Genomic DNA, 26,579 nt, shown 5'->3' on the forward strand with positions numbered 1-26,579 from the left:
ATACGCGCGCTGTCGAGTTCGGGCCGCGAAACGACGCCACCACACGTGCTCAACGATGGGGGTTGGTTCGTTCTTGACGATTCGCTCACTCCCGAGCGGCCGTGTCCGACTGGAGAGCCGTGGTGACTCGATGTGGCGAAGAGGTGCGAGCGGTCGAGGCGATGCGGCGGTCGAACGCCTCGCTGTATCTGCTGATCGACAGCGACTTCGGCATCATCTGGGCCAGCGACTCGGCTCGGCGCTTCATGGGAGTGACCGAACAGCACAAGGCATGCAGCCTGCTCGACGTTGTGTCTCCCGATGACGTTTCATCGGTTGAGGCCACCGTCCTCGAGGCCACCCGAGCGGCTCGCAACGGCAGACCACATGCGTCGAACGAGCGGCGCGTGGAGCTGGAAGTGAGGCATCGCAGCGGGCGCATGGTGCCGCTGGAAGCCACCTTCGAGAGCCATCTCAGCGAACCCGCCGTCGACGCCGTGGCGGTGGTGCTGCGCCAGGTGCCAGACCGGTCGCATCTGGACCGTGCTGTCCAGTTACTGGCCGACGGCACCGATTTCGAAGGTGCACTGAGGGCCATCGCCAGCTATCTGGGCGAGCACCTGGGGGCGGTGGCGGCTTCGATCACCACGCGCATCGTGGGCCGAAACATCGTCGTCGGTACTGCGTCGGCAGCCGACGACCATCCGCTGGTGCAATGGAACGATGGTTGGGGACCGCTGGGACCGGCGAAGCTCAACGAGGTCTCGATCACACCCGTGGCCGAACTGCCTGCTGAAGTGTCTGTTCTTGCCGCCGCGTTCGGGGCGGTACACGTGGTGAGCTATCCGATCCTCGACATCGGCGGAGGGCTGATCGGTGCAATCGTCGCCTGGCTGCCGTTTGGCCCTGTCGAACAGGGGCTGCCAGAGGGTGCGGGCCAGTTCGCCGGCAGCCTCGCCCGGCTGGCGATATTGCAGGAACGCAACGCCCGATCGCTGCTGCACCAGGCCAGCACCGACGCCCTGACCGGCCTGGCCAATCGCTCGGGGCTGGCGCGGGTGTTGGAGAACGTTTCTGAAGACGACCTGCCTCTGGCGCTGGTCTACTGCGATCTGGATCGCTTCAAGGCGGTCAACGACACGTATGGGCACGGGGCCGGCGACCGCCTGCTGGTGCACGTGGCCGAAAGCATCAAGCTGGCGACCCGAGCCGACGACGTGGGGGTCCGCATGGGTGGCGACGAGTTCGTCGTCGTGTGTCCACGGGTCACCTCCAGGCTTCACGCCGAAGGCATCGTGGCCCGCCTGCGCAACCGTGTGGAGAACCCGGTCGACGTGGGCGACGATGTCGTCGTCCCCAGGGTCAGCATGGGGCTGGCGGTCGCCGACACCGTCGAGCACTTGGCAAGCCTCGCCGAGTCTGCCGACGAGGCGTTGTACGCCGACAAGGCGTCCAGGCGTACACAGTCATCGCGCTGACCCTTCGGACAGCCAGATTCGCAGTTGTTCAGCCTGTTGGGCCCCGACGCCGTGGCGGCGCAGCCTTGTGGCATCAGCCTGCGACACGAAGCGCGCCAGCGCCTCGCGCCTGTCGGGTGATTGAACGAACTCGCCCAGCGACGTTCGCTGAACCTTGATGGTGAACAGCACCGACCGTCCCACCCCGCGCAGCGTCTGGCGCTCGCTTCGAACCGTCAGGGCAGTGCCACACGCCTCGGCCGGCACCACAAGCGGCGGGGGAGGGGTTGGCTGGTGCAACTCGTCTAGTTCGTGGATGAACCAGTTGCGACGCCACACGGGGCGCTCGTCGAGGGCGTCCAGCAGCGAGTCGACCCGCTTCGCCAGCCTCGTGGCGTAGCCGGGCACCGGTTGGTGTACTGCGCTGATGTGTTTGCCGAGCTTGTCGGCCAGGCGCCACCGCGACGGGAAGTGCAACGACGCTGCCGCCAGGTACCAGCCGTCGGGCCGCCTGGCCAGCATGCACAGGTCTTCCTGGGTCGATAGCCCGGCAGCCTCCAGCGGAGGTGCCCGGTCGGGTACCGGCCTCAGTGCCTCGGGCACACCGGTTTGCGCCAAGACCAGATCGAGCACGCCGGCGGCATCGTGTCCGATTGCTTCATAACCCGCACCGTCCAGTTGGCCGAACACGGCATGGCGCACGCCGCCGCTGAGCCTGCGCTTCAGTGCCATCTCGGCTTCAGCGTTGTTGTCGGCGACCAGCCATTCCCTGGCACCCAGCGCCCTGGTGGCCATCGCCGGCGCCGGTGCGGCGGGGTCCAGTTGCAGCTCGTCGAGCCAATCGGTGCTCACGCCCCCAAGCTACGTTGTGCACCGATGATCACCGTTTTCACCGCGAAGCAGATCCACACCATGGATCCCTCGATGCCGCAGGCCACCGCTGTTGCCTGCCGCGATGGTCGGGTGGTCGAGGTGGGCTCGCTCGAGTCGATGCGCCCGTGGCTCGATCGCCACGAGCATGTCGTCGACGAACGTTTCGCCGACCTGGTGATGCTGCCGGGGCTGATCGACCCCCACGTGCATCCAGGGATGGCCTCGCTGTTGCTGGCCATGCACTGGATCACCCCCGAGCCATGGACACTGCCGGCGGGGTCCATCGATGCCACCGAGTCCAATGCCCAGTACCTCGAACGGCTCGCAGCACTGATCGCCGAACACCCCGATGGTCCGCTGATCACGTTCGGCTTCCAGTCGCTTTGGCATGGTGAAGTGACGCGCGCCGACCTCGACGCTCTTGACGACAGCAGGCCCGTGGTTTTGTGGCAGCGGTCGTTCCACGAACTCAGGTGCAACACCAGCGCGCTCGAATGGCTCGACGCGTTCGAGGGTGCCAAGTGGGACCCTCACATCGACACCGACACAGGGCGGCTCTACGAGTCAGGCATGGTTTGGGGCCTGCGGACGCTGGTGCCCCACCTGGTGGGCGGGGGCCGTTTCCAGCAGGGCGTGCGCGAGGTTGCCCAGCTCTGCATCGATCGCGGGGTGACCGCCATCGCCGATGCGGGCTACGGGATCGTCGACTTCGACCTCGAGCTCGACACCATCGACGACGTCTTCGGCTCGTCGGAGCCCGACGTCAGGGTGTGGCTGATGGCCAACATCCCACGTGCTCGTGGCGCCTTCGGTGAGGGCCTGATGGATCGCCTCGAAGAACATGCCCGCGAGCGCGAGACCAATGCGGTCAAGTTCCTGCGCGCGGCCAAGTTCTTCAGCGACGGCTCGTTCATCGCACAGCTCATGCAGCTCGGGTCGCCCGGATACATCGATGGTCACGAGGGAGCCTGGATTTCCACGCCCGAACAGCTCACCAAGATGGCCAGGCCCTGGTGGAACGCCGACTACCAGATCAACATCCACACCAACGGCGACGCTGGGGTCGATTCGTGCCTGGATGCCGTCGACGCTCTGCTCGCGAACGGCCGCGCTTCGACCACAGAACCGTGCTGCACCACTTCGGCATTTCGACCCAGGCCCAGGTCAGGCGCGCCGCGGCACTGGGCGTGTCGATTCAGGCCAACGGGTACTTCCTTCAGATGTTCGGCGACGCGTTCGTGGACCGCTGGTTGGGCTTCGAGCGCGCCAGCGCCATCACCCGAGTGGGGTCGGCGCGCCGGGCGGGAATGTCGGTGGCCGTGCACTCGGACTTTCCGATGGGGCCCATCGACCCTCTGCAAGCGGTGACCAACATGGCAACCCGCACCACCCGTGGCGGGCTGGTACTTGGCCCCAGCGAATGCCTCACCACGCAAGAAGCGCTGGAGGCCGTCACCATCGAAGCCGCGGCCCAACTGGGTCTCGACAGCCTCATCGGCAGCGTCGCCTCGGGCAAGTTCGCCGACATGACCGTGCTGGCAGCCGATCCGTTCGAGGTCGGGGCCGCCAACGTCGGCGGAATCGACGTTGTCGCAACCGTCGTAGGGGGCAGGGTGGTCAGCGGGTGACGGCAGACGCCGCGCCCGAGCCGGTGCCCATGACGGTTGTCGCCGGCTGGCTGGGCTCGGGCAAGACCACCCTGATCAACCAGACGCTTTCTGCTGGTCTTGCGGGCGCCAACCGGCTTGCCGTGCTGGTCAACGACGTGGCCGACGTAGACGTCGACGGCTCGCTGATAGTGGCCCACGATGGCGCCACCATCGAGCTCAGCAACGGCTGCGTGTGTTGCAGCATCGGAGGCTCGCTGGCGCTGGCATTGCGCGACCTGATGACGTCGCCCAACCCGCCCGATGCGGTGCTAATCGAAGCCTCGGGTGTTGCAGAACCAGCACGGGTTGCCTCCTACGGCAACCGTGAGGTGCTGGCCGAGCCGACCATCATCACGGTTGTCGATCCGTTCGACATCGAGCGGATGCTGTCAGACGCGGTCTACGGCGGGCTAGCCGCGGCCCAGGTTCGCCAGGCCGATGTGATCCACATCTCGCGCACCGATCTGGTCAGCGACTCGAACCAGGTCGCGTTCGACAGGGGGTGTCGATCGGTGGAGCGTCTTCGCGCGAATCCGCATGAGTCCGCGGCCCAGACCGGGGGAGTTCCACCGACCGTTGACATCACCGTTCGCCACCGCGACCAGGTCGTTACGATCGACGACGTCGTCGGCGAGCTGGCCCAAACCCGGGGCCTGCTGCGGGCCAAAGGCATCGTCGGCACGCCACTGGGGCCGATGCTCGTGCAATGGGCCGGAGGTACCGTCGAGGTCACACCAGCCGGTGGCACACCTCAGACCGGCCTGGTGATCATCTGCGCCGCCGATCAGGCGATGTCGAGCCCGTAGAGCCGCTTGAACCCTTCGTAGAAGCCCTGATCGTCAAGTGCGCCCAGCGCCACGAACTCCTCAGGCGCCACGTCATAGTGCGATCGCGACAACTCTTCACCACCCCATCCGCAGGTCCAGCGCAGCTTGGGTTCGTCGGTGGCGATGGCCTCGAAGATGACCTCGGCGGCCTCTTGAGGGCTACCGGGGTCGGACAGCCCGGCGGCGTACAACGAGAACATCCGGCGATAGGTGTGGTCGTACGCACCAGACTCGTTGGGGGCATCGACGTTCTTGGCCAACATCGCCGTCTTCACCACGCCCGGGTCGACGATGGCGACCCTGATCCCGAAGGCTGCGACCTCGTGTGCCAGCTCTTCGCTGAGCCCCTCAACCGCCCACTTCGATGCGGTGTAGGCCGCCTGGCCAGGCGAGGCGAACCGGCCGATGACCGACGACACGTTGACGATGCAACCCTCGCCTTGGGCCCGCATGTGCGGCAACGCGGCCTGCACCATCCGGACGATGCCGTACAGGTTTGCGTCCATCACCCGCTCATAGTCGGCCAGGGAGGTCTCTTCGACCGTGCCGTTGTTGGCTATGCCCGCGTTGTTCACCACAGCGTCGAGGCGCCCCTGCTGCTCGATAACGGTGGCCACGGCGGCCTCCACTCCTGCGGTGTCGGTTACGTCGCACACCAGGGGTTCGACGACCACTCCGGCCTCAGCGGCCATGGCGGCCAGCTTGGCTCCCCGGTCGAGGTTGCGCATCGTGCCATAGACGGTCCAGCCGTTGGAGGCCAGGTGTATCGCCGTCGAGCGGCCTATGCCGCTATTGGCTCCGGTGACGATTGCGACCTTCTGCATTGCTGACCCCTCGTTTAGGTTGAGGGGTCAATTACACCACCAAGTCGTGATCGTCGGCACCCGTGAGGTCGATTGCACCACGGGGAGAGCGGCATCGATGTCGTCGACGGCTATCACGTCGACCCCGCCGTCGCCCTCGACCACCACAACCGCGTCGCCCGCAACATGGCCGACCTGCGAGCAGAAGGCGCTCACATCTGGCGGTCGCGCTGCGGCCACATCCGTACGAACCAGTACATGCCACGTAGCGCCGGGCACATAGCCGGCCAGCAGCTCGACGTCGGTGCCCGCCGGCGCCACCAGCATCAGGTGACGGCGCCCAGCCAACGAAACCGCTGCCACTTTCTCGGCCACGGTCCAGCGATCGTGTTCGGCGAGCCAGAGACGCACGTGGTACCAGGCGACCATCGCAACCGAAGCCACCACCGCGATGGCACCCCGCGCCTGGTGAAGCGTGTCCATCGAGAATCGTCCCTCGAACAGGTCGGTCAGACCGATGGCCAGCAACACGATGAACGACACCACACACGTCACCAACGAGGCCGCAAACAGCGCAAACACATAGACGTGGCGGCTGGTCGAGGCGTATTCGGCGTCGGGCTCATGTCCCAGTGCCCGGCGTATCGATGCCCAATGGCGAGCCCACACCGAGGCACCCAGAACCACAACGACCACGCCGGCGATCGCCGTGTTGAGACGGCCGGAGCGAGCAGGCGCCAACGCCGACGACAGCAGAATCGAAGACCCGACCACGCCCGTGACCAAACCGGCCCCGGCCAGAAGGTATTGATAGACACGAACAGGCTCGGTGCGCTGCTCGGTCTGGCCGAACACCCACCGGTGATAGGCCCAACCCGCCAGGCCGACCAGTGCGAACGCACCCTCGGCTGGCAGGTGGTCGAAGTGGCGGACGGCGGATGTCTCGCTGGGATCGCCCACGAACCACACCAGAACGCTGTTGGCCACCAGAGCCGTGGCCACAGCAGCCATGACATAGCTGGCCAGGCTGGCGATGGGCACCACCGCCAGGTACCACACCGTGGTACGCGGCCCCTTGCGATAGTCGAGCAACCAGAAGAAGGCCCACACCACCAGGCCCACCGTCAGCGTCGCGGCCGAAGCAGCCCCGCTGGGCCCGCCACGCTCGAGCAACGGATCGCCCGATATCTGGGTGTAGAGGGCATCGAACAGGTGGTAGACGACCTCGACCGCGCCCACGGCAAGGGTGACCAGGCCCACAACTGCGGCGGCCGCGCGATGCAAGTCGCCAGGCACCTGGTGGGCACGTCGCAGACCGAACCAATGCAGCGACCACATTGCGAACCACACCCCGGCCGCCAGGACAGATCCCACCGTCGCCCGGCCGAGCTCGCCCGAGAACATGCGCTCGAGAGCGGTCACGCCCATGACCACAGCAACCACCAGCGAAACCAGCTGGGCGACGTTGAAGTACAGCCACCAAGACAGTGCCTGGCGTTCCCGCCGCGAGCGCAGCCTCGTTCGGACGAACCTCAGCACCAAGGCGAACACCGGCAGTGCCACGATCGCCATCGCCATCGACATCGCCAGCCCTTCGCGGTCAACCGCGTCGTCGGTGAACAACTGAGCCGCAACCCCCGACAGGCCGGCCGAGGCCACCACCATCGTCACGAACAAGACCGCGTACACCAGAAGACGCCCCACCGACGCCCCCGGGTCCCATTCGGAGTGGCTCGACCTTCTCGACGACACGATGGCCCAAACGACTCCGCCGATGATCAGCAGCGGAATGAAACTGGAGAGAATCTGAAGTGCTGCCATAGCCGCAGCATCCGCCCGGCCGGGCTCGTTGTCCAGAGGCGAACGAACTCTGTGTCAGATCCGACCCACTACACGATGGGTCCATCGACTCTAGGTAAGGTGTCATCGGACCGATAGGGTGTTGGTTGCCAGCCGGGGCTACGGCGAAGCGGATCGATGGAAACGTCGATATAGGGGTTCGACTCCCCCGATGGCACTGTTACTCGCTGCGGGCTCGCGACACGTGCGGTGTCGCTCACCTCGCAGACTGATCTGCGCCGCTCCTCGTCGAAGACTCGTCACTACCTCCGGTGTCGCTCACCTCGCAGACTGATCTGCGCCGCTCCTCGTCGACGACTCGTCGCTACCTCGGGTGTCGCTCACCTCGCAGATCTTTCTGCGCCGCTCCTCGTCGAAGACTCGTCACTACCTTCTGCAAGAGGCTGGCCTGCTGCGCACTGGTCAGAGCAGGCCTAGCAGGGTCCAGATCGGCACCGCTGCCACCAACAGCACGACGATGCCGATTGCGTCCAGCGGTGCACCCTTGCCCAATATCTCGCGGGCAGTGAACAGCTTTGTGTCATAGGCCAGCATCGTCGGTGGTGTGCCGATCACCAGCGCAAAGTCGATAGACGATGCCACGGCGATCACCACCACCAGCAACACCGGCTCGGCGCCGATCAGTCCGGCCAAGGGAATGGCCAGGGGTATCAGAGTCGCCGCGGTTGCCGTGTTGGATGCGACCGTGGTCAACCCCAGCGCCACCATGGCCACCAGGGCAACCGCCAACATCTCAGGCCAGTCGGCCACACCCGAGAGCCTGGTGACGATCCAGTCCGAGGTGCCGGTGCGGACCATGAACGAGCCAAGCGTCAGGCCGCCACCAAAGGTCAGCAGCGTCGGCCACGAGATCTTGCCGACGTCTTCAGGCTCCAACAGACCCAGAACAAACAGCACGACTGCACCGCCCAGGGCGACGATGCCGGTGTTCACCTCATGGAACGATTGGGTCAGCCACAACACCATCACCAGGCTGAACACACCCAGTACCTGCATCTGTTGGGTCGTAAACCTGCCGAATTCGACCCGATGCGAAGCTGCGATGTCGGCGGCCCGCGAGAACTTGCCGGCATCGACGCTGACCCGACCGACCCTCCACAGGTACAACGCCATGACCGGCACCAGCACGAACACCACCGGCAAGCCGAAGGCGAACCACTCGACGAACGAGATCTGGCGCCCCGTCAGCCGCTCGATGAAGGTGATAGCCAGCGGGTTGGCCGGCGTTCCGATTGCGCTGCCGACACCGCCGATGGTCGCCGCATAGGCGATACCCAGCACCAGTGTCTTGCGATAGCTGGGCGAGTCGAGCGGCTCGCTGACCGCCATGGCGATGGGAATCAGAACCGTCACCGCCGCGGTGTTCGACATCCACATCGACAAGAAAGCGGCCAACCCCAGCATCGCCAGGTACAGCCGAACAGGCCCGCGGCCCGCCTTGTCGACGAGGGTCACCGCCACCATCTGGTCTAGGCCGACGCGGCGCATGGCTTCGGCCATCAAGAACCCGCCGAAGAACAGCACGATTATCGGGTCGAAGAACGGCGCAAGCACGTCGCGTGCCGGGCCCACCTGTGCGGCAGCAAGGGCTACCGGTATCGCCAGAGAAGTGACGAACAGCGGAACCAGTTCGGTGATCCACAACACCACCGCAAGCCCCAGAACCGCCAGAAGCACCCCGGCCTTCACCGGCGCGCGTCGTGATGCGTCGAACGTGCCGCCGTCGCTGGACAACACGGGCACCAGCTCGGTCTGGTCTCCGGGCCCGACCAGGCGCACCTCGACGTCGCCCAGCTGCGCTTCGTGCCGCGGGTCGGTCACCGTCACCAGAACCTGGAACGTCGCGTCGGGCGCAAACCCCTCGGCGCTGCTGACCGATACCGAGCCCGAAGCCGATGCACCCAATGCCGCCGAGAAGTCGAGCTCTTGCGACCCAACAGCCGTGGAGATCACGGTGTCTCCCAGGTAGTCGACCTCGAGTTGCCGCGAGTCGCCGGTCCACTCGGCTGGAGCCGCAGCGGCCAGACCAATGGCCGCCAACAAGGCAACAGCGATGATCGCCGCAACCCGCGCTCTTTCACCGCCCATATGCGACACACTATGACCATGCGAAGGTTGCTGGTGTCGATCGTGTTCCTGGCAACCGTGCTGGTGCCCATCGCAATGCCCGCGCCTGCCGAGGCCGCTGCAAACGCCTGGCCTCACACGATCGTCAGCGGTTTCTCGACGCCCACAGGCCAAGGGTTCTGGCTGGTCTACGCCGACGGCACGGTCGAGTCGCACGGCGATGCAGGCCACTTCGGAGACGCCTCCGGACTGGCGCTGGTTGCGCCGCTCGTCGGTGGCGCCGTAACACCGTCGGGAAGCGGCTACTGGCTGGTGGCCGAAGATGGGGGAATCTTCGCCTACGGCGACGCCGCCTTCCTGGGCTCGATGGGTGGACAGCGCCTGGACGAACCGGTCTTCTCCATGACCCCGACGGCCACGGGCGCTGGATATTGGCTGGTGGCGCGCGATGGTGGCATATTCAGCTTTGGCGACGCGCAGTTCTACGGGTCGATGGGCGGGCAGCGCCTCGACCAACCCGTCACCGGCATCACCACCAGCTCAACCGGCCGGGGCTATCGGATGGTTGCCCGCGATGGCGGCATCTTCAGCTTCGGCGACGTCGCATTCCATGGCAGCCTTCCCGGGCTGGGCCTGTCGGTGGCCGACGCGGTCGCGATGGCACCCACGCCCGGCAACGGCGGCTACTGGATCGCCCGGAGCGACGGTTCGGTGCACTCGTTCGGCAATGCCGCGGCCCTCAGTGACTTCGACTCGTTGGTTTGTGACCCGGTGGCTGCGTTGTTCTCCAACCCCAACGCTGTTGGCTACCGGCTGGTTCTGGAGTCGGGTCGGTCGGTGGCGTTCGGGAACGCTCCCGGAGGCTCGGCGCCCACTGGCGGCCCGGCAGGCGACTGCACCAGAACCATCGACGCGTGCCGTTTGAACAGCCCCTACAACGACGAGGTCAAGGTTGGCTGGCCGCGCTCGACGCGTCGCCTTCCGTCAACCGGCACGGCCCGCATAGCGGTGCTGTTCGTCGACTTCAGCGACGTTGCCGCCACTACGTCGACAGCTCAGCGATACACCGACGCTGGCTTCCCCGAAGCCGAGGCCTATCTCGAGGGCCAGTCGTTTGGCCGACTCGACGTGCAGTTCGTGCCGATCGGTAACTGGCTGCGCATGAGCCAGCAGTCGTGGCAGTACCGAATCAACCGGTCAGAGGACTTGTTCTTCCCACTGTTCGGGTACATGACCGAGGCCATCGAACGTGCCGATCCTCAGTTCGACTTCAGCGACATCGACGGGGTCATCGTCGTGCCTCCGGCTTCTGCTTTGTCCATGAACGTCAGCCCGGCCTTCGTGCCGAACCATCCGGTGTGGGGTGTGGAAGCCGACGGCAACATCATCATGAGCGGATTTGCTCGGGGCACAGACTGGTCGCAGAACGGCGCCGAGGTCATCTATCACGAGCTCGGCCACACACTGGGTCTGGTCGATGCATACGCCTACGACAGCGGATTCCCAGACCTCCACCGCTTCGTCGGCATCTTCGACCCGATGGGCAACCTGGACCCCGACAGCGGCGGCAACGAGATGCTGGCTTGGCACCGGTGGCAGCTCGACTGGATCGACGACGCTCAGGTCTATTGCGTAGACGAGCTCGCCACACCCCATCTCGTGTCGCCGGTCGCCACCCAAGGCGGCACAGATGCAGTGGTCGTGCCCGTTTCGGCCACCCGTGTGGTGGTGGTCGAGAGCCGCAGGGGAGTGGGCGTCGACGCGCCGCTGGCAAGGACGGGCGCCCTCGTGTACACCGTCGATGCCTCTGTGGCCAGCGGCTATGGGCCCATCGAGGTCGCAGGGGTACACGGTGTTGACGGCCCCGACGCCGACGTGCTGCTTGGAGTGGGCGAGAGCGTCGAGGTAAGCGGGGTCAGCGTGTCGGTCACGGCAGCCGACGCCACCGGTGACACGGTGCTGGTCTCGCGGCCCTGAATTGTCTCTGACCTCTGGTCGACAGATAGGCGACAGCCGGCTGGCCGACGGGCCTCTGCGGGGCGCGTATCATGCTGGCACAGCGAGCCCACGCGAGCAGGTCCCCCCAAGCACCATGAACTCCAACAAGACGGTCTCAATAGAAGACGTGGCCAGACACGCCGGTGTGTCCACGGCCACCGTCAGCCGGGCCCTTCGTGGGCTGGCGAACGTGGCCCCGTCGACGCGCGCAGCGGTCGAACTGGCGGCTCGTGAGCTGTCTTATGAGGCCAACCCAAACGCATCGCGCCTGGCCACCGGCAGAACCATGACCGTGGGCGTCATCGCCCCATACTTCGGCACCTGGTACGTCAGCCAGATCCTGACAGGTGTCGAGTCGCTGCTGCGCCTGGGCCAGTACGACCTGCTGGTGTCTTCGATCAGCAGGCGCACGGGGCCAGAGGAGTTCGCCTCGCAGATACGCAGCCTGGCACGCCGCGTCGACGGTGTCATCACCATCGACCTGTACCCGTCTGCGCCCGGCAGGGGAGAGCTAGAGCGTCTGCCCGTGCCGCTGGTGTGCGTGGGAGACCGCATCGAGGGCCGCAGCCATTCCATGCTCGACAACGTCGCCGCCGGCCGACTCGCCGCCGCGCACCTGCTCGAGCTCGGGCACACCCGGATGGCCATGATCAGAGGTCTCGACAACGGTTCGCCCGTCGAGGCCGCCCGGTTGGCCGCCTTCGGGGCGACGCTCAACCAGGCCGGGGTAGCGTTCGGCGAAGACGATGTGTACACCGTCGAGATGACCACCAGCGGTGGTGTCGATGCCGCGGCCCAGATCTTGGCCCGCGACGACCGGCCGACGGCCGTGTTCTGTGTCTCTGACGAAATAGCCTTCGGCCTTCTAGGCACCATGTGGCGCAAGGGCCTGGTGGCTCCAGACGACATGGCCGTGGTGGGTGTCGATGGCCACGAGCTGGCCGGCCCGCTGGGCCTGACCACCGTTCACCAGAGCGTTCGCGAAGCCGGCCGTTGGGCGGCCAGGGTGTTGCTGGATGCCATCGGCGACCCTGCGACCGAGCCCGAAACCCGCCTCGAGAACCCAGAGCTGATCGTGCGAGCATCCACCGTCGCCGAAACCTGACACCCACCCTCCGGCGAGGTGTCTGTCCCCAGCGCCCCTGGAGGGGCGCTAGATGGGGTCACTTGCGATCTGTGGTTCAGAACCCCTCATCAGCGGGTGACGAGCGGCTGGAGCCGGCCTGTCCCGGCGCCCCGATAGGGGCGCCAGGGACAGACACTTCGCAAGGGGTGGGTGGGGGTTGGGACTTTGGTCAGCCCTTGACCGAGCCGGCCAGCAGGCCGCGGACGAAGTAGCGCTGCAGGCTGAAGAAGACCACCAGCGGCACGAAGGCCTGCACGAACGCACCCGCCGGCAGCAGATGCTCGTTCAGTCCGAAGTCGCCGGCCAGGTTGGCGATGCGCACCGTAGTGGGGAGGTTCTGAGGATCGCCACCGCTGAGCATGGTGATGGCGATCAGGAAGTCGTTCCAGGTCCACAGGAACTGGAAGATCGCGAACGCCGCCAGGGCCGGCACAGACAACGGCAACACCAGCCGCCAGAAGATCGTGAAATGGCTGGCGCCGTCTAGGCGCGCCGACTCGAAGATCTCGGCCGGTAGCTCGGTCATGTAGTTGTGTAACAAGAAGATCGCGAACGGCATGGCGAACCCCGTATGCGTCAGCCAAACCGCTATCGAGCCCTGCGTGTTGAGGTCGAGGTCGGGGATCAGCGTGAGGGTGCGGCCGAACAGGTTCTGGTGCGCACCGTTGACATAGGTACGCAGCAGCGGGATCAGCGCTACCTGCAGGGGTATGGCCAGCAACGAGATTGTGCCGATGAACAGCCACTCGCGCCCCTTGAACTCGATCCAAGCGAACGCATATGCGGCGAATGCCGCGAACGAGATCGGGATGATCGTGGCCGGAATTGCGATGGCGAACGAGCTGATCAGCGAATCGAACAGTCCACCGGATCCGCTGCGGTTCAAGACGATGTCGTAGTTCTCGGTGGTGAACTGACCGGGGTTGGCGAAGATCGTCCAAACGCCGTCGTTGATCTGGTCTTGACGGCCCCGGAACGAGTTGATCAGCAAGCTGAGGCTGGGCAGCGTCCAGATGACCACGATGATCCACAGCGCCCACGACGGCACCGAGGTGAGCTTGCGGTAGATCCGCCTGCCGAGGGTGTCGGCACCCATGTCAACACCTAGCGCCGTCATCGAAGGCTCCTTTCCTGCTGCATACGTCGTATGTTCATGATCATCACGGGCAGTACCGAGATGAGGATGAACACCGCAATAGCGGCGCCCAGACCCTGGTTGAAGAAGCTGAACGATTCGGTGTACATGTCGTTGGCCAGCACGTTGGTGCCGAAGTTGCCGTTGGTGGTGACCTTCACGATGTCGAACACCTTGGTGACCAACACGATGAGGGTCGTGACGATGACGCCGATGGTCGGCAGGATCTGAGGCAGAACGATTCTGAAGAAGATCTGGCTCTCGGTGGCGCCGTCGACCTTGGCAGCCTCGATGAACTCCTCGGGCACAGCCTTGATGGCTGCGGACAAGATGACCATCGCGAAGCCGGTCTGGATCCAGATCAAGATGATCATGAGGAACACGTTGTTGAACGGCTGGTTCTGGATGAACAGCACCGTGTCGGGCACCAGGTCACCGTTGGTGTTGAAGCGGAAGCCGCCGAGGCTGCGCCGCAGCAATTCGACGAACAGATAGGCGACCACGATGCCGGCTGCGACATAGGCACCAAACGTTTCACCCGCTTGTACCCGTGGCATTGCCTTTCGGACCAGCAGAGCGAAGATGCCCGCAAGCGCCAGCAACACCAGCACTCTGGGCCACCCTGAGTGGCTCAACCGGCCGAGTTCGACCCACCCGGCATTGAGGAGGCCGGTCTGGCTTCGCGACACGTCGCGGGGCTGGTACTGGAGGCGCCACACGATCGAGGCACCAACAAACGAAACCGCCATCGGCATGAAGATCAACGACTTGGCCAGCGATTCGAGGCGTCCGGACCGTTCAGCCAGCACCGCAATTGTCAGGCCGAGCACCGTCGACATGGTGGTGACTGTGAGAACCCACCACAGGTTGTTGAAGAAGGTTCCTCGCAGCACCGAGAAGGCCGCGAACAGGAACAAGAAGATTCCTACCGAAATGCTGGCTAGCGACGACCCTGTTCGTTCGAAGGTGTTGATGCCGTGGCGTTTCTTGCCCGAGACCATGCCCACGATGAAACCGGCCGCCACCAGGGCAACTGCCACAAAGAAGAGCTGCGACGTGAAGATGTTGGTCCAGTTGGAGACATTGAAGGCTGTACCCGATCCCAAGCTGCAGAGCTCGTTCGAGCACTGTCGCGACATCGTGTTGGCCGCCGACAGGCTCGGTTTCGACAACGTGTTGCTGCCGTCGGGGTACGACCTGGGTATCGACAACGTGGCCTTCGCCGGGGGCATGGCCCCCATGCTCGAACAGATCAACATGCTGCTGGCCGTGCGCACCGGTGAGATGTGGCTGCCGCAGCTGGTGCGTCAGCTGGCCACCCTGGACCAGATGTTGGACGGGCGCCTCACCGTCAACTGGATCTCGTCTGACCCTCCCGGGGTCAAGATGGAGTCAGAGCCGCGCTACAGGCGCACCACCGAGGCGATGAAGATCGTAAGGGCCCTGATGTCGGGCGAGTCTGTCGACTTCCACGGCGAGTTCTTCGACATCACCCTCGATCCGCCGTCGGCGGTTCGAAAGGCAGGCGCCGTGTGTCCACCGTTCTACTTCGGTGGCCTCAGCGAAGCGGCCAGGCAGTGTGCCGCCGAAGGCGCCGACGTCTACCTGATGTGGCCAGAGCCCGTTGCCGCGGCTGCCGAGCTGGTCGAGGACATGACCCGGCGTGCAGCCGCTTTCGGCCGCACCCTGAAGTTCGGCTTCCGTGTTCACATGATCGTGCGCGAAACCGAAGCCGAGGCCAGAGCTGCAGCCGAACGCCTGGTAAGCAAGCTCGACGACGACGAGGGCCGCAAGATCCGCGAGCGCTCGCTGGACGCCGCCTCGGCCGGGGTCGCCAGGCAGGCTGCGCTGCGCGAGGGCTCAGACGACGGCTATGTCGAAGACAACCTCTGGACCGGCATAGGGCGTGCGCGCTCGGGTTGCGGTGCAGCCATCGTGGGCGACCCCGATCAGGTGCTGGCCAAGATCGAGGCCTACCGAGCCGTCGGCATCGACGCGTTCATCTTCTCGGGATATCCCCACCGAGACGAGGCCGAACTGTTCGGCAAGTACGTGCTGCCCAAGCTCGACCATGCACGCTTCCACTCGCATCCGGTTCCGAGGGTCTGATTCGCGAAGGGGTCAGCTCGGCTTAACCGGAGGCCGGAACTTGACACCCACCGTGACCGCTTCGGTTACGCGGCGCGGTGCTTCGTTGAACCAGAAGTTGGTCGACAGGCGAGCGGGATGTCGCACGTGGCGTCGGTCGGCCTTCACGGCCGCCACCGTGCGCTTGGCCAACCGGTCTGGCTTGGTCTTGGGTATCAGCCTGAGCGTGTTGAAGCGCTTCAGGAGGCCTTCGTTGTAGGTCTCTTCTTCGAGCGCGTCCCACATTCGGGTGTCGACCGGGCCGGGGGCCACGATGGTGGTGCCGATGTTGGTGTCGTTCAGCTCCATGCGCATGGAGGCCACGAAGTTGGTCAGACCGGCCTTGGTTGCCGCGTAGGTCGCCAGCCCTGGGAATCCGGTGGTTCCGGCGAGCGACGACGTGTACACCAGATGGCCTCGGCCGCGTTCGTGCATGCCTCCGATGACCGCCCTGGTCAGCAGGATGGGGGCCTCGAGGTTGACACGCACGACGCTGCGGATGGTGTCGATCGACTCTTCGCTGAGCCCAGCCGTTGTCTCGACGCCTGCGTTGTTGACCAGGATGTCGATCGGCCCGAAGCGTTCCTCTGCTTCGGGAATCAGCGCTTCGACCTGGTCGGGGTCGCTGAGGTCGGCTGCCAACCACTCGCCGCCCAGTTCGCTGGCCAGGCGCTGGATCTCTGGCTGGCTTCTCGCCACCAACACCACGCGGGCTCCCTCGGACGAGAAGCGCCGGGCCATGGCCTCGCCGATACCTCGCGATCCACCGGTGATCAGGACGTTGGCGCCGTCGATTTCCATGGTTCCCCCAGTTGTGAGTGGCGCCCATTGTCGCCGCGGCGCACTGGTGCGGCAACAAAGCCCGCAAAATCTCGCGGTAGTGGGTGCCGTTGCACACCGGTCGGCCTACTCTGAATACACAAGTCAGGCATTGCGAAAAGATCGTTACGGCGTGGTTGCGCCGAGACGGCCGGATCCGATGCACAACCAATGGGGCCAAGGCCCCGAGACACCGAGGAATGGTTCCATGGCCATCGAGCTTCCTGCACTCCCGTACGCCGACGATGCGCTCGCACCGCATATCTCGGCCGAAACGATCTCGTTCCACTACGGCAAGCACCACGCGGCGTATGTGAACAACCTCAACGGCATGCTCGAGGACGGCGACGACCGGTCGCTCGAGGACATCATCACCTCGGCCGAGGGTGGCATGTTCAACAACGCCGCCCAGGTCTGGAACCACACCTTCTACTGGAACTGCATGAGCCCCAACGGTGGCGGTGCACCCACGGGTGCGGTGGGAGAGGCCATCAACAGCGCCTTCGGCGGCTACGACAAGTTCCGTGAAGAGTTCACCCAGGCGGCGATGACCCAGTTCGGGTCGGGCTGGGCCTGGCTGATCGACGATGGTTCTGGCCTTTCGATCATGAAGACCCCCAACGCCGACCTGCCCATGGTGCACTCGGCCAAGGCCCTGCTGACCATCGACGTGTGGGAGCACGCCTACTACATCGACTATCGCAACGCCCGGCCGAAGTACGTCGAGACCTTCCTCGACTCGCTCGTCAACTGGGATCACGTCGCCGCCCAGATGTAACCAGCCGCGCAGGGCACACCAGCCCGCAACACGCACCAGCAGACGTCGCCGCCCGTGAGGGCGGCGATGTCGCGTTGTGGGCCGTCTATCGTTGGAACGGTGGCCCCCAAGACCGACTGGAATCCTCTGCTGCGAACCGAGTTCGACCAGCCCTACTGGCACGAGCTCCAACGGTTCGTGCAGGCAGAGCGAGCGGCGGGGCCGGTGTTTCCGGCTCACGACGAGGTGTTTGCAGCGCTGCATCTGACGCCGTATGCGGACACAAAGGTCCTGATACTTGGTCAGGATCCGTACCACGGACCTGGGCAGGCCCACGGCCTGTGCTTTTCGGTGAGGCGCGGTGTCGCTCAGCCTCCCAGCCTGCGCAATGTCTTCACCGAGCTGGCCGACGATCTGGGCTGCACGCCACCCTCGCATGGCAACCTCGAACACTGGGCCCGACAGGGGGTGCTGCTCTTGAACGCCACGCTCACGGTCCGCGCCCACAAGGCCGCCAGCCACCAGGGCAAGGGCTGGGAACGCTTCACAGACCGCGTCATCACCGTCGTGAACGAAAAGCCCGAGCGAGTCGTGTTCATCTTGTGGGGAGCATCGGCGCGCAAGAAGCGCTCGATGATCGACACCGCCCGCCACGTCATCATCGAGTCGCCGCATCCATCGCCCCTGTCGGCCCACAACGGGTTCTTCGGCAGCAAGCCATTCTCACGCGCCAACAAGGCCCTGATCGACGCCGGCCGCGAACCCATCGACTGGCAGATTCCCGAGTGAGCCACGACGCTGTGCCCGACCGGGGCACAGCCGGATCTCCCTGGCGGGTACTGGGTGGGGTGTGCGCCCTGTACGCCGCATTCGGGCTAGTGGCCGGTTCGACCGGTGCGCTGGTGCCATCGATCCGCGACGACCTGGGGTTGTCGCGAAGCCAAATCGGAGTGGTGCTTGGTGCCTGGCAGTTTGCCTACATCGGCGCCTCGATCCCGGCCGGGCGCCTGATCGACCGCATCGGATTGCGGCGCGCCATGACCGTGTCGATCGTGGTCATCGTCGCGTCGGGGGTGGCCAGATCGGCCGCCCAGGGTCTGTGGTCGTTGGCCGGTTCGGTGGCCCTGTTGGGTATCGGTGCACCCATCGTTTCGATAGGTGCGCCCAAGGCCGCTGCGGTTCTGTTCGACGATGCCGACCGGCGCCGTGCCGTGGGCCTCTACGGGGCAGCGCCGGCGCTGGGCACCACCCTCGCCCTGGCAACCGCAAACGGCGTGGTCGGCGCCATGGTGGGGCACGACTGGCGCAAGGTGATGCTGGTGTTCGCCGCACTGGCCGGGCTGGCAGGGGCGTTCTGGCTCTGGGCGAGCCGAGGCTTGGAAACCCGCAGCGCGCCCGGCGACGACCAGCCCGTGTCGTTCGCCTCGTTGACCGGCAGGCCCATCGTGAGGCTGATCCTGGCGGTGGCGGTGATGTCGTTCTTGTTCGTTCACGGGATAGGGCAGTGGCTCGTAGACCTGCTGCAGGCAGGCGATCGCAGCGCCGAAGCTGCGGGCTACCTGGCCTCGATCGCCTCGGTGGTCGGCATGGCGGGCACTATCTTCATCCCCCGATTGGCCACCCCACGGCGACGCCGCCTGATGTTCGCTGTGCTGTTGTCGGCGGGGGCCGCGGGGACGTTGTTGTTGACCGCGTCGGCGACCTGGCTGGTGCTGCCCGCGCTGGTGGCCAGCACCCTGGCCAGGGCCGCGGTGGTACCGATCGCCATGTTGGTGCTGATGGATCACCCCGATGTAGGGCCCGTCAACATGGCAGGCGCCGGAAGCCTGTTCTTCACCGCAGCCCAGTTCGGGGGAGTGGCAGGGCCATACCTGACCGGTGTCGCGGCCGATGCCGACCCCACTTTCGGAACCGCAACGGCGATACACGCCGGCCTGATGCTGGCCGTGGGAGCCATGCTGCTGGTGGGCTTGAGCCGCCTCAGTCCTGCAGCAGAGCGCCCATCCGCTCGACCGACTCGATGAACTCTTCGATCATGTCGTAGACGACCTGGCCGGCGCTCTTGGTCTGGTTCATGTTGCCGACGATCTGGCCGACGAAGTAGTTGGCCAATTTCTCGGCACCGGTGCCCGACCGGTTGGCCGCCCGGCGAATGCGGGCCTGGGCTGCGTTGGTCAGCACCGGCTGCAGAGGCATGCCCAGCGGGTCTGGCGTGTCGGCGCGTTCCCACTCTTCGGTCCAGGCCGACTTGAGCATGCGAGCGTGCTTGCCGGTCAGCGAACGCGACCGGATGGTGTCGGCCGATGTTGCGGCCAGGAACTTCTGCTTGACCGCCGGATGGGTCTCGGCCTCTTCGGTGGTCAGCCACACCGAGCCGCACCACACGCCCTCTGCACCCAAGGCCATGGCCGCGGCCATCTGGCGGCCACGCCCGATACCACCAGCGCCCAGCACCGGCGTATCGCCCGCCGCGTCGACGATCTCGGGTATCAGCACCATCGAGCCGATCTCGCCTGTGTGCCCGCCGGCCTCGGACCCCTGAGCGACGATGATGTCGGCCCCGGCCTGGATGTGACGCTCGGCGTGCACGGGTCGGCCGGCAAGAGCGGCCACCAATCGGCCGTTGGCCTTTGCACCCTCGATCATCTGGGCCGGAGGTGGGCCCAGGGCGTTGGCGACCAGGGTCGGCTTGTGAGCGAACACGATGTCGAGCTGCGAACCGGCACGGTTGATCGAGAACGGAGCGTCGCCGTCTCCGCTCGTGTAGCTGCCTCCGGGCTCACCGTCGGGCAGGGGAGGCACGTCGTAGCGGGCCAAGATGTCGTCGACGAACGCGATGTGTTCGGCCGGGATCAGCCGCCTGATGTCTTCGAGGGTGTAACCGCCCTCGCTGTCGCCTGCGTACTTTGCGGGCACGATCAGATCGACACCGTAGGGGCGTCCGCCGATCTCGTCCTCTATCCACTTGAGGTCGATCTCGAGCTGGGTGTCCGAGTGGGCCACGGCACCCAGCACCCCAAAACCGCCGGCCTTGGAGACCGCGGCGACCACATCGCGACAGTGGCTGAACGCCAGGATGGGGAATTCGACACCGAGCATCTCGGTGATGGCAGTCTTCATTTCACACAACCCTCTGTTGCCTGCTGTCCAAAGTGCCTCGCCACATGGTGGACCGTGACGTCGGCCGGGGCGAAATCGATCAGCCCAGCAGATCTCTGAGGTCGTTCACCATCAAGATCGCGAGCAGCAAGATGATGCTGGAGTTGAGCGCGACCAGCGGACGCTTCCACTTGTGGTCTGACATCACGAACCGGCGAATGCTCAACACGTTGAACAAGATCGCCACCACACCGATGACCAGGCCCAGCAAGGGGCCGACATCGGAGGCCACCCCGATGGCCGGAGCCACCCACGGCAGCACCACATAGGTGAGGGTGCAGCGCGTGGCGGAGATGAGTATCGAGGTGCTGAAAACCCGCTCGGCCTTGTCGTCGGCACCGCCGTGCGCGTCGACAACCTGGCGCCGGCCTGAGCCGACAGGAGCGTTGGCGAGGGAGTGGTCCGAGAGGGGGGAGGAATCGGTGGCTCGCGCCATAGGCGCACGAGTGTAGTCCCTGGAACCGTCGCCAGAACCGATCGTCGGCGAGTCGGCTAGGTTGTGGCCCCGTGGTCCAGCGCAACACCCTGGTCGTCACCGTGTGCCGTGGCGGACGCTGTGGCGGAGACAAACACCCCGACTTCGACCACCCAGCCCAGATCGCTGCTGTCGCCGCAGCGGTCGAGGCTCGCGGCTCCGGCTCGGTGCGCGTCGGCGACTGCCTGGCCATGTGCTCGGCGTCGAACGTGGTGGTGGTGCGCAGCGGGCGCACTACACGTTTCCTCGGGCGTATGGCAGACGATCGTGCGACGGCCGCCTTGTGCCAGTGGCTCGAGGGGGGCTATCCCGACCTGCCCGCGCCGCTGGCGGCGCACCTGGTCGACCCCGCGAGCGAGTTCGAGGAACCCTAGACGCCCTCGCAGGTGCGATCGGTCGTCTGGCCGTCGTTCCACGTTCTGATCACGTACAGCGCGTCGGGATGAGGATCGGTGTCGATGAAAGTCGACTCGCCCTGGCCGGGGGTGGCCAGCCAGCTTCCGTCGCGCCTCACGACGTGCCGTCCTCCATCATCGGTCCAGGTCAACACCGCCGTGCCGCCTACGTTCTCTACGCTGCACCAGGGTGCCTCCGCGTCGGGCTGTTGCTGGACACATTGGTGCTCGACACGAATCCCCTCGACCCAGGCCCTGACAGCGTATGAGGTCCCGGGTGGCGAATCGGCGTCGGTGTACGAGGTGACATCGTCGGGTGGCGTCGCCAACCAGGCGCCGTCGCGTCGGATCACGTGGGTGCTGTCGTCGGCTGTCCACGAGACCGTGGCCGTGTCTTCGACCCGAACGAAGCTGCAGTAGGGAGCCGGGACAGGCCCATCTCCGCCGAAGACCGGAGCATTGGTCAGGCGGGCGAAGGCGTCTGTTGCGGCCTGGCTGGTTTCGATCCGCCAGTCGCAGTCGGTGCCTGGCACCGGATGAGTCAGGTCGAACCACGACACCAGGGTGAACTGCTGGTACGCAGGGTCGGCCATCAGGGCCGCAACATCATCGATCCAGTCGGCCTTACGGGTGGGGGCCTGTGGGTCCTCGGCCGAACCCAGTTCGGTCAGCATCAGTTGCTTGTCGGGGTGATCGGCACCGAATTGGCGAAGCGGCTCGACGTTGACCGACAGCGGAGTCCAGTCGGCGCTGACATGGGGCCGACACTCGTACCAGTTGTAGGCGTCGGCCGCGATGGCGTCTACCCACGCGTCGCCCGGATACCACTTGTCGGCCTGTCGACGATCACCCGCGGACACATGAAACGAGTAGTCGGTCATGATCCAGGCGCGCGTCTTGGGTGCGACGCCTTCGTCCGACATGACCTGCATGAAGCGCTGCCAAGCGGCCTTGAAGTCGTCGGCCGAGCCGTTGTCGAGGTTCACCGCGGCCTCGGGCTCGTGGTGGAAGGTCAGGTGGATCTGGTCGGCGTAGGGTGCCAGCTGGTCTGCCCAACGCACCATGTCGTCGTACAGAGGGTCACCTGGTTGTGCAGACGCGATCTCCGACCATGCAATGGGCCCGGCGTCGGTCGCCGCCTTGATGCTCAGGGCCAGATCGCGCGATTGCAGCAGCGACAGATCGTCGGCGGTGGGAAACGTGTCGTCCCATGTCTTGAACACGCGCACCACGTCGACCTGACGACCGATCGTGGTCTCGAAGCCCTCGACCAGAACAGGTTCGGCTCCGTCGACGGCCACGCCGACCTGGACGACGCGTGCCGGCTCGGCCGAGGCCGGCGGGGCATCGGCGAGTGGGCCCAGCAGGGCCGCCAGCAAGCCGGTTGTGAGGGTGAGGATCGATATCTTGCCGCACAGCGTCGATCCCTTGCGGGGGATTCGTTGCTGCATGACCACCTAGCGTAGTCGCGCGCGCCGCCGCACGCCACTGCGCGTGCCGCGTAGCTAATCAGCCGGCGGCCGGTGCGGGCACCTTGTCGGCCGCTCGCCGGCCCTTTGCCAGCAGGGTCAGGACCGTCAGGAACGCAACGATGTTGATGGCTGCGAGCAGCGCCAACCGGTACCAGACGTTTGAGATGTCGGTTCCGGCCTGTATGCCATGCAGGGTCGCGAACACGAACAGCGCAAAACTCATACGGTGAATTGCACCCCACATCGGCCGGGGCATCCGGCGCATCAACAGTGAGGTGACCTCGATGGCCACCAACAGGTAGAACCCGATGACCCCCCACGCCACGGGCGTCGGCTGCCACTCAGAAGCCCACGGAACCAAAACCTCTGCCCACCCGAAGGTCACGTAGTTGTCGGCAACCAGGCCCGCGATGTGCACTCCCGTGAACACAACCGACAGCAGGCTCCAGTACCTGTGCATGCCGAGGATGTTCTTGGGACTGGCCGCGCTGTTCGCGGCCCTGGTCGACACCATCAAGCCCCAGCACATCGACAGGGCCAGCAGGCCCCAAGCCACGATGCCGCCCGAGCGTGCCACGTACCACCAGATCTGCTCGCTCATGCCGCCACCTCCACGCCTCGACGGCCCACCTCGACCGATGATTCTGTTCCCAGATCGATCAGGTTTCCTTCATCGGTGATCGCAAGGCCGGCCACAAAAAACCTGTCGGCCAGGTGGCGAGCCATTTGCGAGCCGCCTATCAGGATGCTCTTTGCACACACCTCGGCCCACGCAGCCGTACCGCCGGCGACACTGACACCGACCAGATCGGTGTCGGCGGGCCGGCCGGTACTGGGGTCGAGAATGTGGTGAACGACGACACCATCGACCTGCCAACGCCTGCCCTGTGTGCTGCTGGTGGCGATCGCACCCCCCGGCGACGAGATCGTAGCCACCGTCGAGTCATCGTCTGGGTGGCCGATCTCGACGACCCACTGTTCACCGGTCCAGGAGGTCCCGGCGAATGCGGTGTCACCGCCGACCTCGACGTAGGCGGTGGTGGCACCGGCGGCCAGCAGCTGCTCGGTGACGATGTCTGCGGCCAAGCCCTTGCCGATACCGCCCGGGTCGAAGCTGCATCCAGAACTCAGAGCGACTGCGCTGATTTCTGGGAACAGCTGTAAACGGGAGAGGCTGGAGTCGGTTGTGATGGGCTCCTCGCCCTGGGAGATGCGGATGTCTCGGCCCCGGATGGTTTCGAATGATCTCGAGTAGCCCAGCCGCACCAGCTGGTTCAACATGAACGGATCGAACAGGCCCGACGTCTCGCGCTGTGCCGCTGCCGCCATCGAGAACAAGCGCATGGTCTCAGGCGACACGACACACAGAGCGCCGCCCGAGCCGTTGACCTTGGAGACCTCGGATGTGGGGCGGAACCGCGACCACAGCCCGTCGAGGCGTTCGATCGTCTGGCGGGCACGAACCGCCTCGTCCTCACTGACCCCGTCGGCGACTATGCGACACCGACACCCCATCGCCCTGAAATAGATGTCGTGCATGTCAGCCGCTCTTGTTGCTTCGCGGGGGAGCGGTGGTGGTGGGCGCAGGAGCTGCCGTCGTTGGCGGCGGTGGTGCGGCCGTGGTGGTGGGAGCGGGAGGCGCCGCGGTGGTTGCCGGTGCTGCCGTTGCCGGAGGGGCCGTGGTGGCCGGAGCCGCTGTTGCAGGAGGGGCCGTGGTGGCCGGAGCCGCTGTTGCAGGAGCAGCCGTGGTCGCCGGTGCAGCTGCTGCCGGAGCGGCCGTGGTTGCCGGTGCAGCCGTTGCAGGAGCGGCCGTTGTCGCCGGTGCAACAGGCTGGGCGCCCGTGCCCGTTTGGGGCGGCGGTGGTCGCCGGCAGCGCCGCAGCGGCGTCGGGCGCCTGGGTGGTGGAAGGCTCGCCTGTGGCCGTGTCGGCCACCGCAGGGTCACCAGGCACCGACTCGGTGGTCTCTGGCGCCGCGGCCACGCTGCTGGGCGGGACCACCTCTACCAGAACGGTTGGTGCTTGGGCCTGGGCCATGGGCAGGCCATCGGGTTCGGGAACCTCGGCATCGGAGGCGTCGGCTGTCAGCACTGCCTCCTGGGCCAGAGGCCCCATCGCTGCGACGATCGCCGCAAAGGTGAGCGTCGAAGCAGTTGCTGCGGCGATCTTGGTGGTTGCCATCGATGCCTTGGCCGCGACTGCGCTGCCGGTGCGAGGCTGAGGTGCTTCTGTGCTGTGGGGCCGCGCCTCGGACGTGCGGGGCGCACGAGGGGCCGACTCGGCCCGGGGGCTGCGGTCCATCAGCGCCTTCAGACGATCGGACTGTTCTGGCGATGTCATGATCAGCGCTCCCTCGACACGTGAACCTGGCCGTCGATCAGCCGAGCGGTGAACTTGGCCTCGCCGCCCGACGAGCCGTGGTCGTCGTCGCTCTCGTGTTCCTCGTACTCGTCATCATCGTCGTCGTCATCGTCGTCGTAGCGCGCACCCGACGTCGACCGGAATTCGATCTCGATCTCGTTGCGAGATTGTTCGACCGCATAGGCCCAGCCCGGTTCGGGGGTGACCGACCAGAACTCGAGCTGCGACCCATCGTGGACTGCGAGAATGATCTGCGACGCGACGCCGTCGAAGGTGTAGTACAGGTACTCGGTCTGTGGAGCCTGTTCGGCGGGCGCAGCCGTGGTGCTGGGGGCTTGGGTCGTGCTCGACGCAGGCGCAGCCGATGTGGGCGAGTCGGCGGGAGCGGTGGATGGTGTCGTGGCTGCAGTGGTGGTGCTGGCCTGGGTGCCCGACGGCAAGCTCGGCGCAGCAGTTGTGGGCGACGACTGGCCACCGGCGTCGACTGGGTTCGGCGGCGCTATTCCCATTCCGGACACCGCCTGTTGCTCGGCCTCCGACGTGGCGGTTGCGGCCGCAGGGTCACCCGCCGTGGGAGCAGCTGCCGGGTCGCCCGGGAGCTGGACCGTCACACGAATGGGTTCTGTTGGGGCTGGAGCCGAGTTGCTGGCCAGCTCGGCCGATGCCGTGGGGGTGGGCGAACCTTCGTCGAGCACGGCAACGCTGAGGGTCAGCGCCGTGACGGCCACTGCCGACGCTGCGATGATCGTCCTCGGTCTGGCGTTCTGTGTTGTCACGTGATGGCCTTTCTGAACCTCGTCGGGCACGTTTGGTGTGACCACGGCACCGGCGGGGCAATCGGTTTGGCGGTTCGGCATGTTTTTTGCAGTTTCTTTACGAAAAGATTCCAGACGCATTGCAGCGAGGGGCTAGGAATGACCCGTCAGGCAATGAGAAGCACCAAGAGGCACAACGCCTCGGCACAGAAGTCAGTCGTCGCTGTGCTCTGAATCGGAAGAGTCGTCGTGCGAGCCGTCGCCATGCTCGAGGTCCTCGACAACCGATGGCGACAGCGCGCCCGCGACGATCTTCGCCTTGACCTCACAGCGGCCCGATTCGCCGTCGAACTTCACCTCGACGTCCTCTGGGCCTGAAGACTTGACGTCATGATCGAAACCGTCGGCGGCACTGACCTGATCGAGGGCAACCGTGTCGCCGGTCCAGCTGACCCGGATCGAGCCGCACACAGTATTGATCGTCTC

24 protein-coding genes and 1 pseudogene are annotated in these 26,579 nt (G+C 65.7%); 10 read left to right on the forward strand and 15 right to left on the reverse strand.

Translation table 11 applies throughout. The features are described from left to right. The first annotated feature begins 101 nt into the window (after positions 1 to 101). A complete protein-coding gene (locus R2770_04960) occupies positions 102 to 1,457 on the forward strand; it encodes a GGDEF domain-containing protein (GenBank protein ID MEZ5279801.1) in 1,356 nt (451 codons plus the stop codon). Here R2770_04960 and R2770_04965 read toward each other — a convergent pair. Next, the gene (locus tag R2770_04965; GenBank protein MEZ5279802.1) at positions 1,446 to 2,288 is read right to left on the reverse strand and encodes a DUF3445 domain-containing protein; all 843 of its coding nucleotides are present in this window, start codon (positions 2,286 to 2,288) and stop codon (positions 1,446 to 1,448) included. The genes R2770_04960 and R2770_04965 overlap by 12 nt on opposite strands. A 237-nt stretch (positions 2,289 to 2,525) precedes the next feature. Between R2770_04965 and R2770_04970 the strand changes: the two are divergent. Together R2770_04970 and R2770_04975 are read left to right on the forward strand one after the other, a co-directional pair. Then, positions 2,526 to 3,937: pseudogene (locus R2770_04970) on the forward strand (amidohydrolase family protein). After that, positions 3,934 to 4,764 carry a GTP-binding protein gene (locus R2770_04975; GenBank protein ID MEZ5279803.1) on the forward strand — a complete coding sequence of 277 codons (831 nt, stop codon included), beginning with the start codon at positions 3,934 to 3,936 and terminating at the stop codon, positions 4,762 to 4,764. The pseudogene R2770_04970 and the gene R2770_04975 overlap by 4 nt, the downstream one beginning before the upstream one ends. On the opposite strand, the gene R2770_04980 is transcribed toward R2770_04975, so the two are convergent. The 3 genes from R2770_04980 to R2770_04990 form a co-directional block, all read right to left on the reverse strand. After that, positions 4,743 to 5,609, reverse strand: a complete 867-nt coding sequence (locus R2770_04980; GenBank protein ID MEZ5279804.1) for an SDR family oxidoreductase — start codon at positions 5,607 to 5,609, stop codon at positions 4,743 to 4,745. The two genes, R2770_04975 and R2770_04980, sit on opposite strands and share 22 nt — an antisense overlap. Positions 5,610 to 5,636: 27 nt before the next feature. Beyond that, positions 5,637 to 7,409 (reverse strand): DUF5671 domain-containing protein, encoded by a 1,773-nt coding sequence (locus tag R2770_04985; protein MEZ5279805.1) that lies wholly within the window; start codon positions 7,407 to 7,409, stop codon positions 5,637 to 5,639. 441 nt (positions 7,410 to 7,850) lie between these two features. Next, positions 7,851 to 9,536, reverse strand: coding sequence for a DASS family sodium-coupled anion symporter (locus tag R2770_04990; protein MEZ5279806.1), 1,686 nt, complete (start codon positions 9,534 to 9,536; stop codon positions 7,851 to 7,853). Between the two features lie 18 nt (positions 9,537 to 9,554). Here R2770_04990 and R2770_04995 point away from each other — a divergent pair, with 18 nt between their 5' ends. Then, a complete protein-coding gene (locus R2770_04995) occupies positions 9,555 to 11,492 on the forward strand; it encodes a hypothetical protein (GenBank protein MEZ5279807.1) in 1,938 nt (645 codons plus the stop codon). A 115-nt stretch (positions 11,493 to 11,607) separates the two neighbouring features. Further along, entirely contained in the window at positions 11,608 to 12,618 is a 1,011-nt protein-coding gene (locus R2770_05000; protein MEZ5279808.1) for a LacI family DNA-binding transcriptional regulator, read from the forward strand. Positions 12,619 to 12,808: 190 nt separating this feature from the next. Here the strand turns inward: R2770_05000 and R2770_05005 are convergent, their stop codons facing one another. Both R2770_05005 and R2770_05010 read right to left on the reverse strand, forming a co-directional pair. Further along, positions 12,809 to 13,756: a carbohydrate ABC transporter permease gene (locus R2770_05005; protein ID MEZ5279809.1), complete on the reverse strand. Its 948-nt coding sequence runs from the start codon at positions 13,754 to 13,756 to the stop codon at positions 12,809 to 12,811. Further along, on the reverse strand, positions 13,753 to 14,880 hold the full coding sequence (locus R2770_05010; protein ID MEZ5279810.1) for a sugar ABC transporter permease: 1,128 nt from the start codon (positions 14,878 to 14,880) through the stop codon (positions 13,753 to 13,755). The genes R2770_05005 and R2770_05010 overlap by 4 nt, the downstream gene beginning before the upstream one ends. Here R2770_05010 and R2770_05015 point away from each other — a divergent pair. Then, positions 14,849 to 15,883 (forward strand): LLM class flavin-dependent oxidoreductase, encoded by a 1,035-nt coding sequence (locus R2770_05015; GenBank protein MEZ5279811.1) that lies wholly within the window; start codon positions 14,849 to 14,851, stop codon positions 15,881 to 15,883. The genes R2770_05010 and R2770_05015 overlap by 32 nt on opposite strands. Positions 15,884 to 15,895: 12 nt before the next feature. Here R2770_05015 and R2770_05020 read toward each other — a convergent pair whose 3' ends face one another. Then, positions 15,896 to 16,702 carry an SDR family oxidoreductase gene (locus R2770_05020; protein MEZ5279812.1) on the reverse strand — a complete coding sequence of 269 codons (807 nt, stop codon included), beginning with the start codon at positions 16,700 to 16,702 and terminating at the stop codon, positions 15,896 to 15,898. Between the two features lie 226 nt (positions 16,703 to 16,928). On the opposite strand from R2770_05020, the gene R2770_05025 reads away from it, so the two are divergent. The 3 genes from R2770_05025 (at position 16,929) to R2770_05035 (ending at position 19,501) form a co-directional block, all read left to right on the forward strand. After that, on the forward strand, positions 16,929 to 17,498 hold the full coding sequence (locus R2770_05025; GenBank protein ID MEZ5279813.1) for a superoxide dismutase: 570 nt from the start codon (positions 16,929 to 16,931) through the stop codon (positions 17,496 to 17,498). A gap of 99 nt (positions 17,499 to 17,597) precedes the next feature. Next, on the forward strand, positions 17,598 to 18,266 hold the full coding sequence (locus R2770_05030) for a uracil-DNA glycosylase (protein ID MEZ5279814.1): 669 nt from the start codon (positions 17,598 to 17,600) through the stop codon (positions 18,264 to 18,266). Further along, a complete protein-coding gene (locus tag R2770_05035) occupies positions 18,263 to 19,501 on the forward strand; it encodes an MFS transporter (GenBank protein ID MEZ5279815.1) in 1,239 nt (412 codons plus the stop codon). Before R2770_05030 ends, R2770_05035 begins: the two co-directional genes overlap by 4 nt. Here the strand turns inward: R2770_05035 and R2770_05040 are convergent. Together R2770_05040 and R2770_05045 are read right to left on the reverse strand one after the other, a co-directional pair. After that, positions 19,458 to 20,597 carry a nitronate monooxygenase family protein gene (locus R2770_05040; protein ID MEZ5279816.1) on the reverse strand — a complete coding sequence of 380 codons (1,140 nt, stop codon included), beginning with the start codon at positions 20,595 to 20,597 and terminating at the stop codon, positions 19,458 to 19,460. The two genes, R2770_05035 and R2770_05040, sit on opposite strands and share 44 nt — an antisense overlap. Positions 20,598 to 20,676: 79 nt before the next feature. Then, complete coding sequence (locus R2770_05045; GenBank protein ID MEZ5279817.1) at positions 20,677 to 21,072, reverse strand: hypothetical protein; 396 nt, start codon at positions 21,070 to 21,072, stop codon at positions 20,677 to 20,679. A gap of 71 nt (positions 21,073 to 21,143) precedes the next feature. Between R2770_05045 and R2770_05050 the strand changes: the two genes are divergently transcribed. Continuing rightward, positions 21,144 to 21,485: a hypothetical protein gene (locus R2770_05050; GenBank protein MEZ5279818.1), complete on the forward strand. Its 342-nt coding sequence runs from the start codon at positions 21,144 to 21,146 to the stop codon at positions 21,483 to 21,485. Here the strand turns inward: R2770_05050 and R2770_05055 are convergent. From R2770_05055 to R2770_05080, 6 genes are all read right to left on the reverse strand, one after another. Then, complete coding sequence (locus tag R2770_05055; GenBank protein ID MEZ5279819.1) at positions 21,482 to 22,957, reverse strand: hypothetical protein; 1,476 nt, start codon at positions 22,955 to 22,957, stop codon at positions 21,482 to 21,484. The two genes, R2770_05050 and R2770_05055, sit on opposite strands and share 4 nt — an antisense overlap. A gap of 58 nt (positions 22,958 to 23,015) precedes the next feature. Continuing rightward, entirely contained in the window at positions 23,016 to 23,579 is a 564-nt protein-coding gene (locus R2770_05060; GenBank protein ID MEZ5279820.1) for a ferric reductase-like transmembrane domain-containing protein, read from the reverse strand. Next, positions 23,576 to 24,517 carry an FAD:protein FMN transferase gene (locus R2770_05065; GenBank protein ID MEZ5279821.1) on the reverse strand — a complete coding sequence of 314 codons (942 nt, stop codon included), beginning with the start codon at positions 24,515 to 24,517 and terminating at the stop codon, positions 23,576 to 23,578. The genes R2770_05060 and R2770_05065 overlap by 4 nt, the downstream gene beginning before the upstream one ends. Further along, positions 24,472 to 25,317, reverse strand: a complete 846-nt coding sequence (locus tag R2770_05070; GenBank protein ID MEZ5279822.1) for a hypothetical protein — start codon at positions 25,315 to 25,317, stop codon at positions 24,472 to 24,474. Before R2770_05070 ends, R2770_05065 begins: the two co-directional genes overlap by 46 nt. A gap of 2 nt (positions 25,318 to 25,319) precedes the next feature. Continuing rightward, on the reverse strand, positions 25,320 to 26,195 hold the full coding sequence (locus R2770_05075; GenBank protein ID MEZ5279823.1) for a hypothetical protein: 876 nt from the start codon (positions 26,193 to 26,195) through the stop codon (positions 25,320 to 25,322). Between the two features lie 111 nt (positions 26,196 to 26,306). Then, positions 26,307 to 26,564 (reverse strand): hypothetical protein, encoded by a 258-nt coding sequence (locus R2770_05080; GenBank protein ID MEZ5279824.1) that lies wholly within the window; start codon positions 26,562 to 26,564, stop codon positions 26,307 to 26,309. Between the last annotated feature and the right edge of the window lie 15 nt (positions 26,565 to 26,579).

This window comes from Acidimicrobiales bacterium (genome assembly GCA_041394185.1).
GTDB lineage: Bacteria > Actinomycetota > Acidimicrobiia > Acidimicrobiales > Poriferisodalaceae > JAAETH01.

Coding starts and splice junctions, on each gene's coding strand:
- R2770_05065 (MEZ5279821.1), bottom strand. CDS start 24,517: ATGCACGACATCTATTTCAGGGCGATGGGGTGTCGGTGTCGCATAGTC.
- R2770_05070 (MEZ5279822.1), bottom strand. CDS start 25,317: ATGACATCGCCAGAACAGTCCGATCGTCTGAAGGCGCTGATGGACCGC.
- R2770_05055 (MEZ5279819.1), bottom strand. CDS start 22,957: ATGCAGCAACGAATCCCCCGCAAGGGATCGACGCTGTGCGGCAAGATA.
- R2770_05025 (MEZ5279813.1), top strand. CDS start 16,929: ATGGCCATCGAGCTTCCTGCACTCCCGTACGCCGACGATGCGCTCGCA.
- R2770_04985 (MEZ5279805.1), bottom strand. CDS start 7,409: ATGGCAGCACTTCAGATTCTCTCCAGTTTCATTCCGCTGCTGATCATC.
- R2770_05075 (MEZ5279823.1), bottom strand. CDS start 26,195: ATGCCGAACCGCCAAACCGATTGCCCCGCCGGTGCCGTGGTCACACCA.
- R2770_05045 (MEZ5279817.1), bottom strand. CDS start 21,072: ATGGCGCGAGCCACCGATTCCTCCCCCCTCTCGGACCACTCCCTCGCC.
- R2770_05060 (MEZ5279820.1), bottom strand. CDS start 23,579: ATGAGCGAGCAGATCTGGTGGTACGTGGCACGCTCGGGCGGCATCGTG.
- R2770_04990 (MEZ5279806.1), bottom strand. CDS start 9,536: ATGGGCGGTGAAAGAGCGCGGGTTGCGGCGATCATCGCTGTTGCCTTG.
- R2770_05005 (MEZ5279809.1), bottom strand. CDS start 13,756: ATGACGGCGCTAGGTGTTGACATGGGTGCCGACACCCTCGGCAGGCGG.
- R2770_04980 (MEZ5279804.1), bottom strand. CDS start 5,609: ATGCAGAAGGTCGCAATCGTCACCGGAGCCAATAGCGGCATAGGCCGC.
- R2770_05020 (MEZ5279812.1), bottom strand. CDS start 16,702: ATGGAAATCGACGGCGCCAACGTCCTGATCACCGGTGGATCGCGAGGT.
- R2770_05000 (MEZ5279808.1), top strand. CDS start 11,608: ATGAACTCCAACAAGACGGTCTCAATAGAAGACGTGGCCAGACACGCC.
- R2770_04995 (MEZ5279807.1), top strand. CDS start 9,555: ATGCGAAGGTTGCTGGTGTCGATCGTGTTCCTGGCAACCGTGCTGGTG.
- R2770_05040 (MEZ5279816.1), bottom strand. CDS start 20,597: ATGAAGACTGCCATCACCGAGATGCTCGGTGTCGAATTCCCCATCCTG.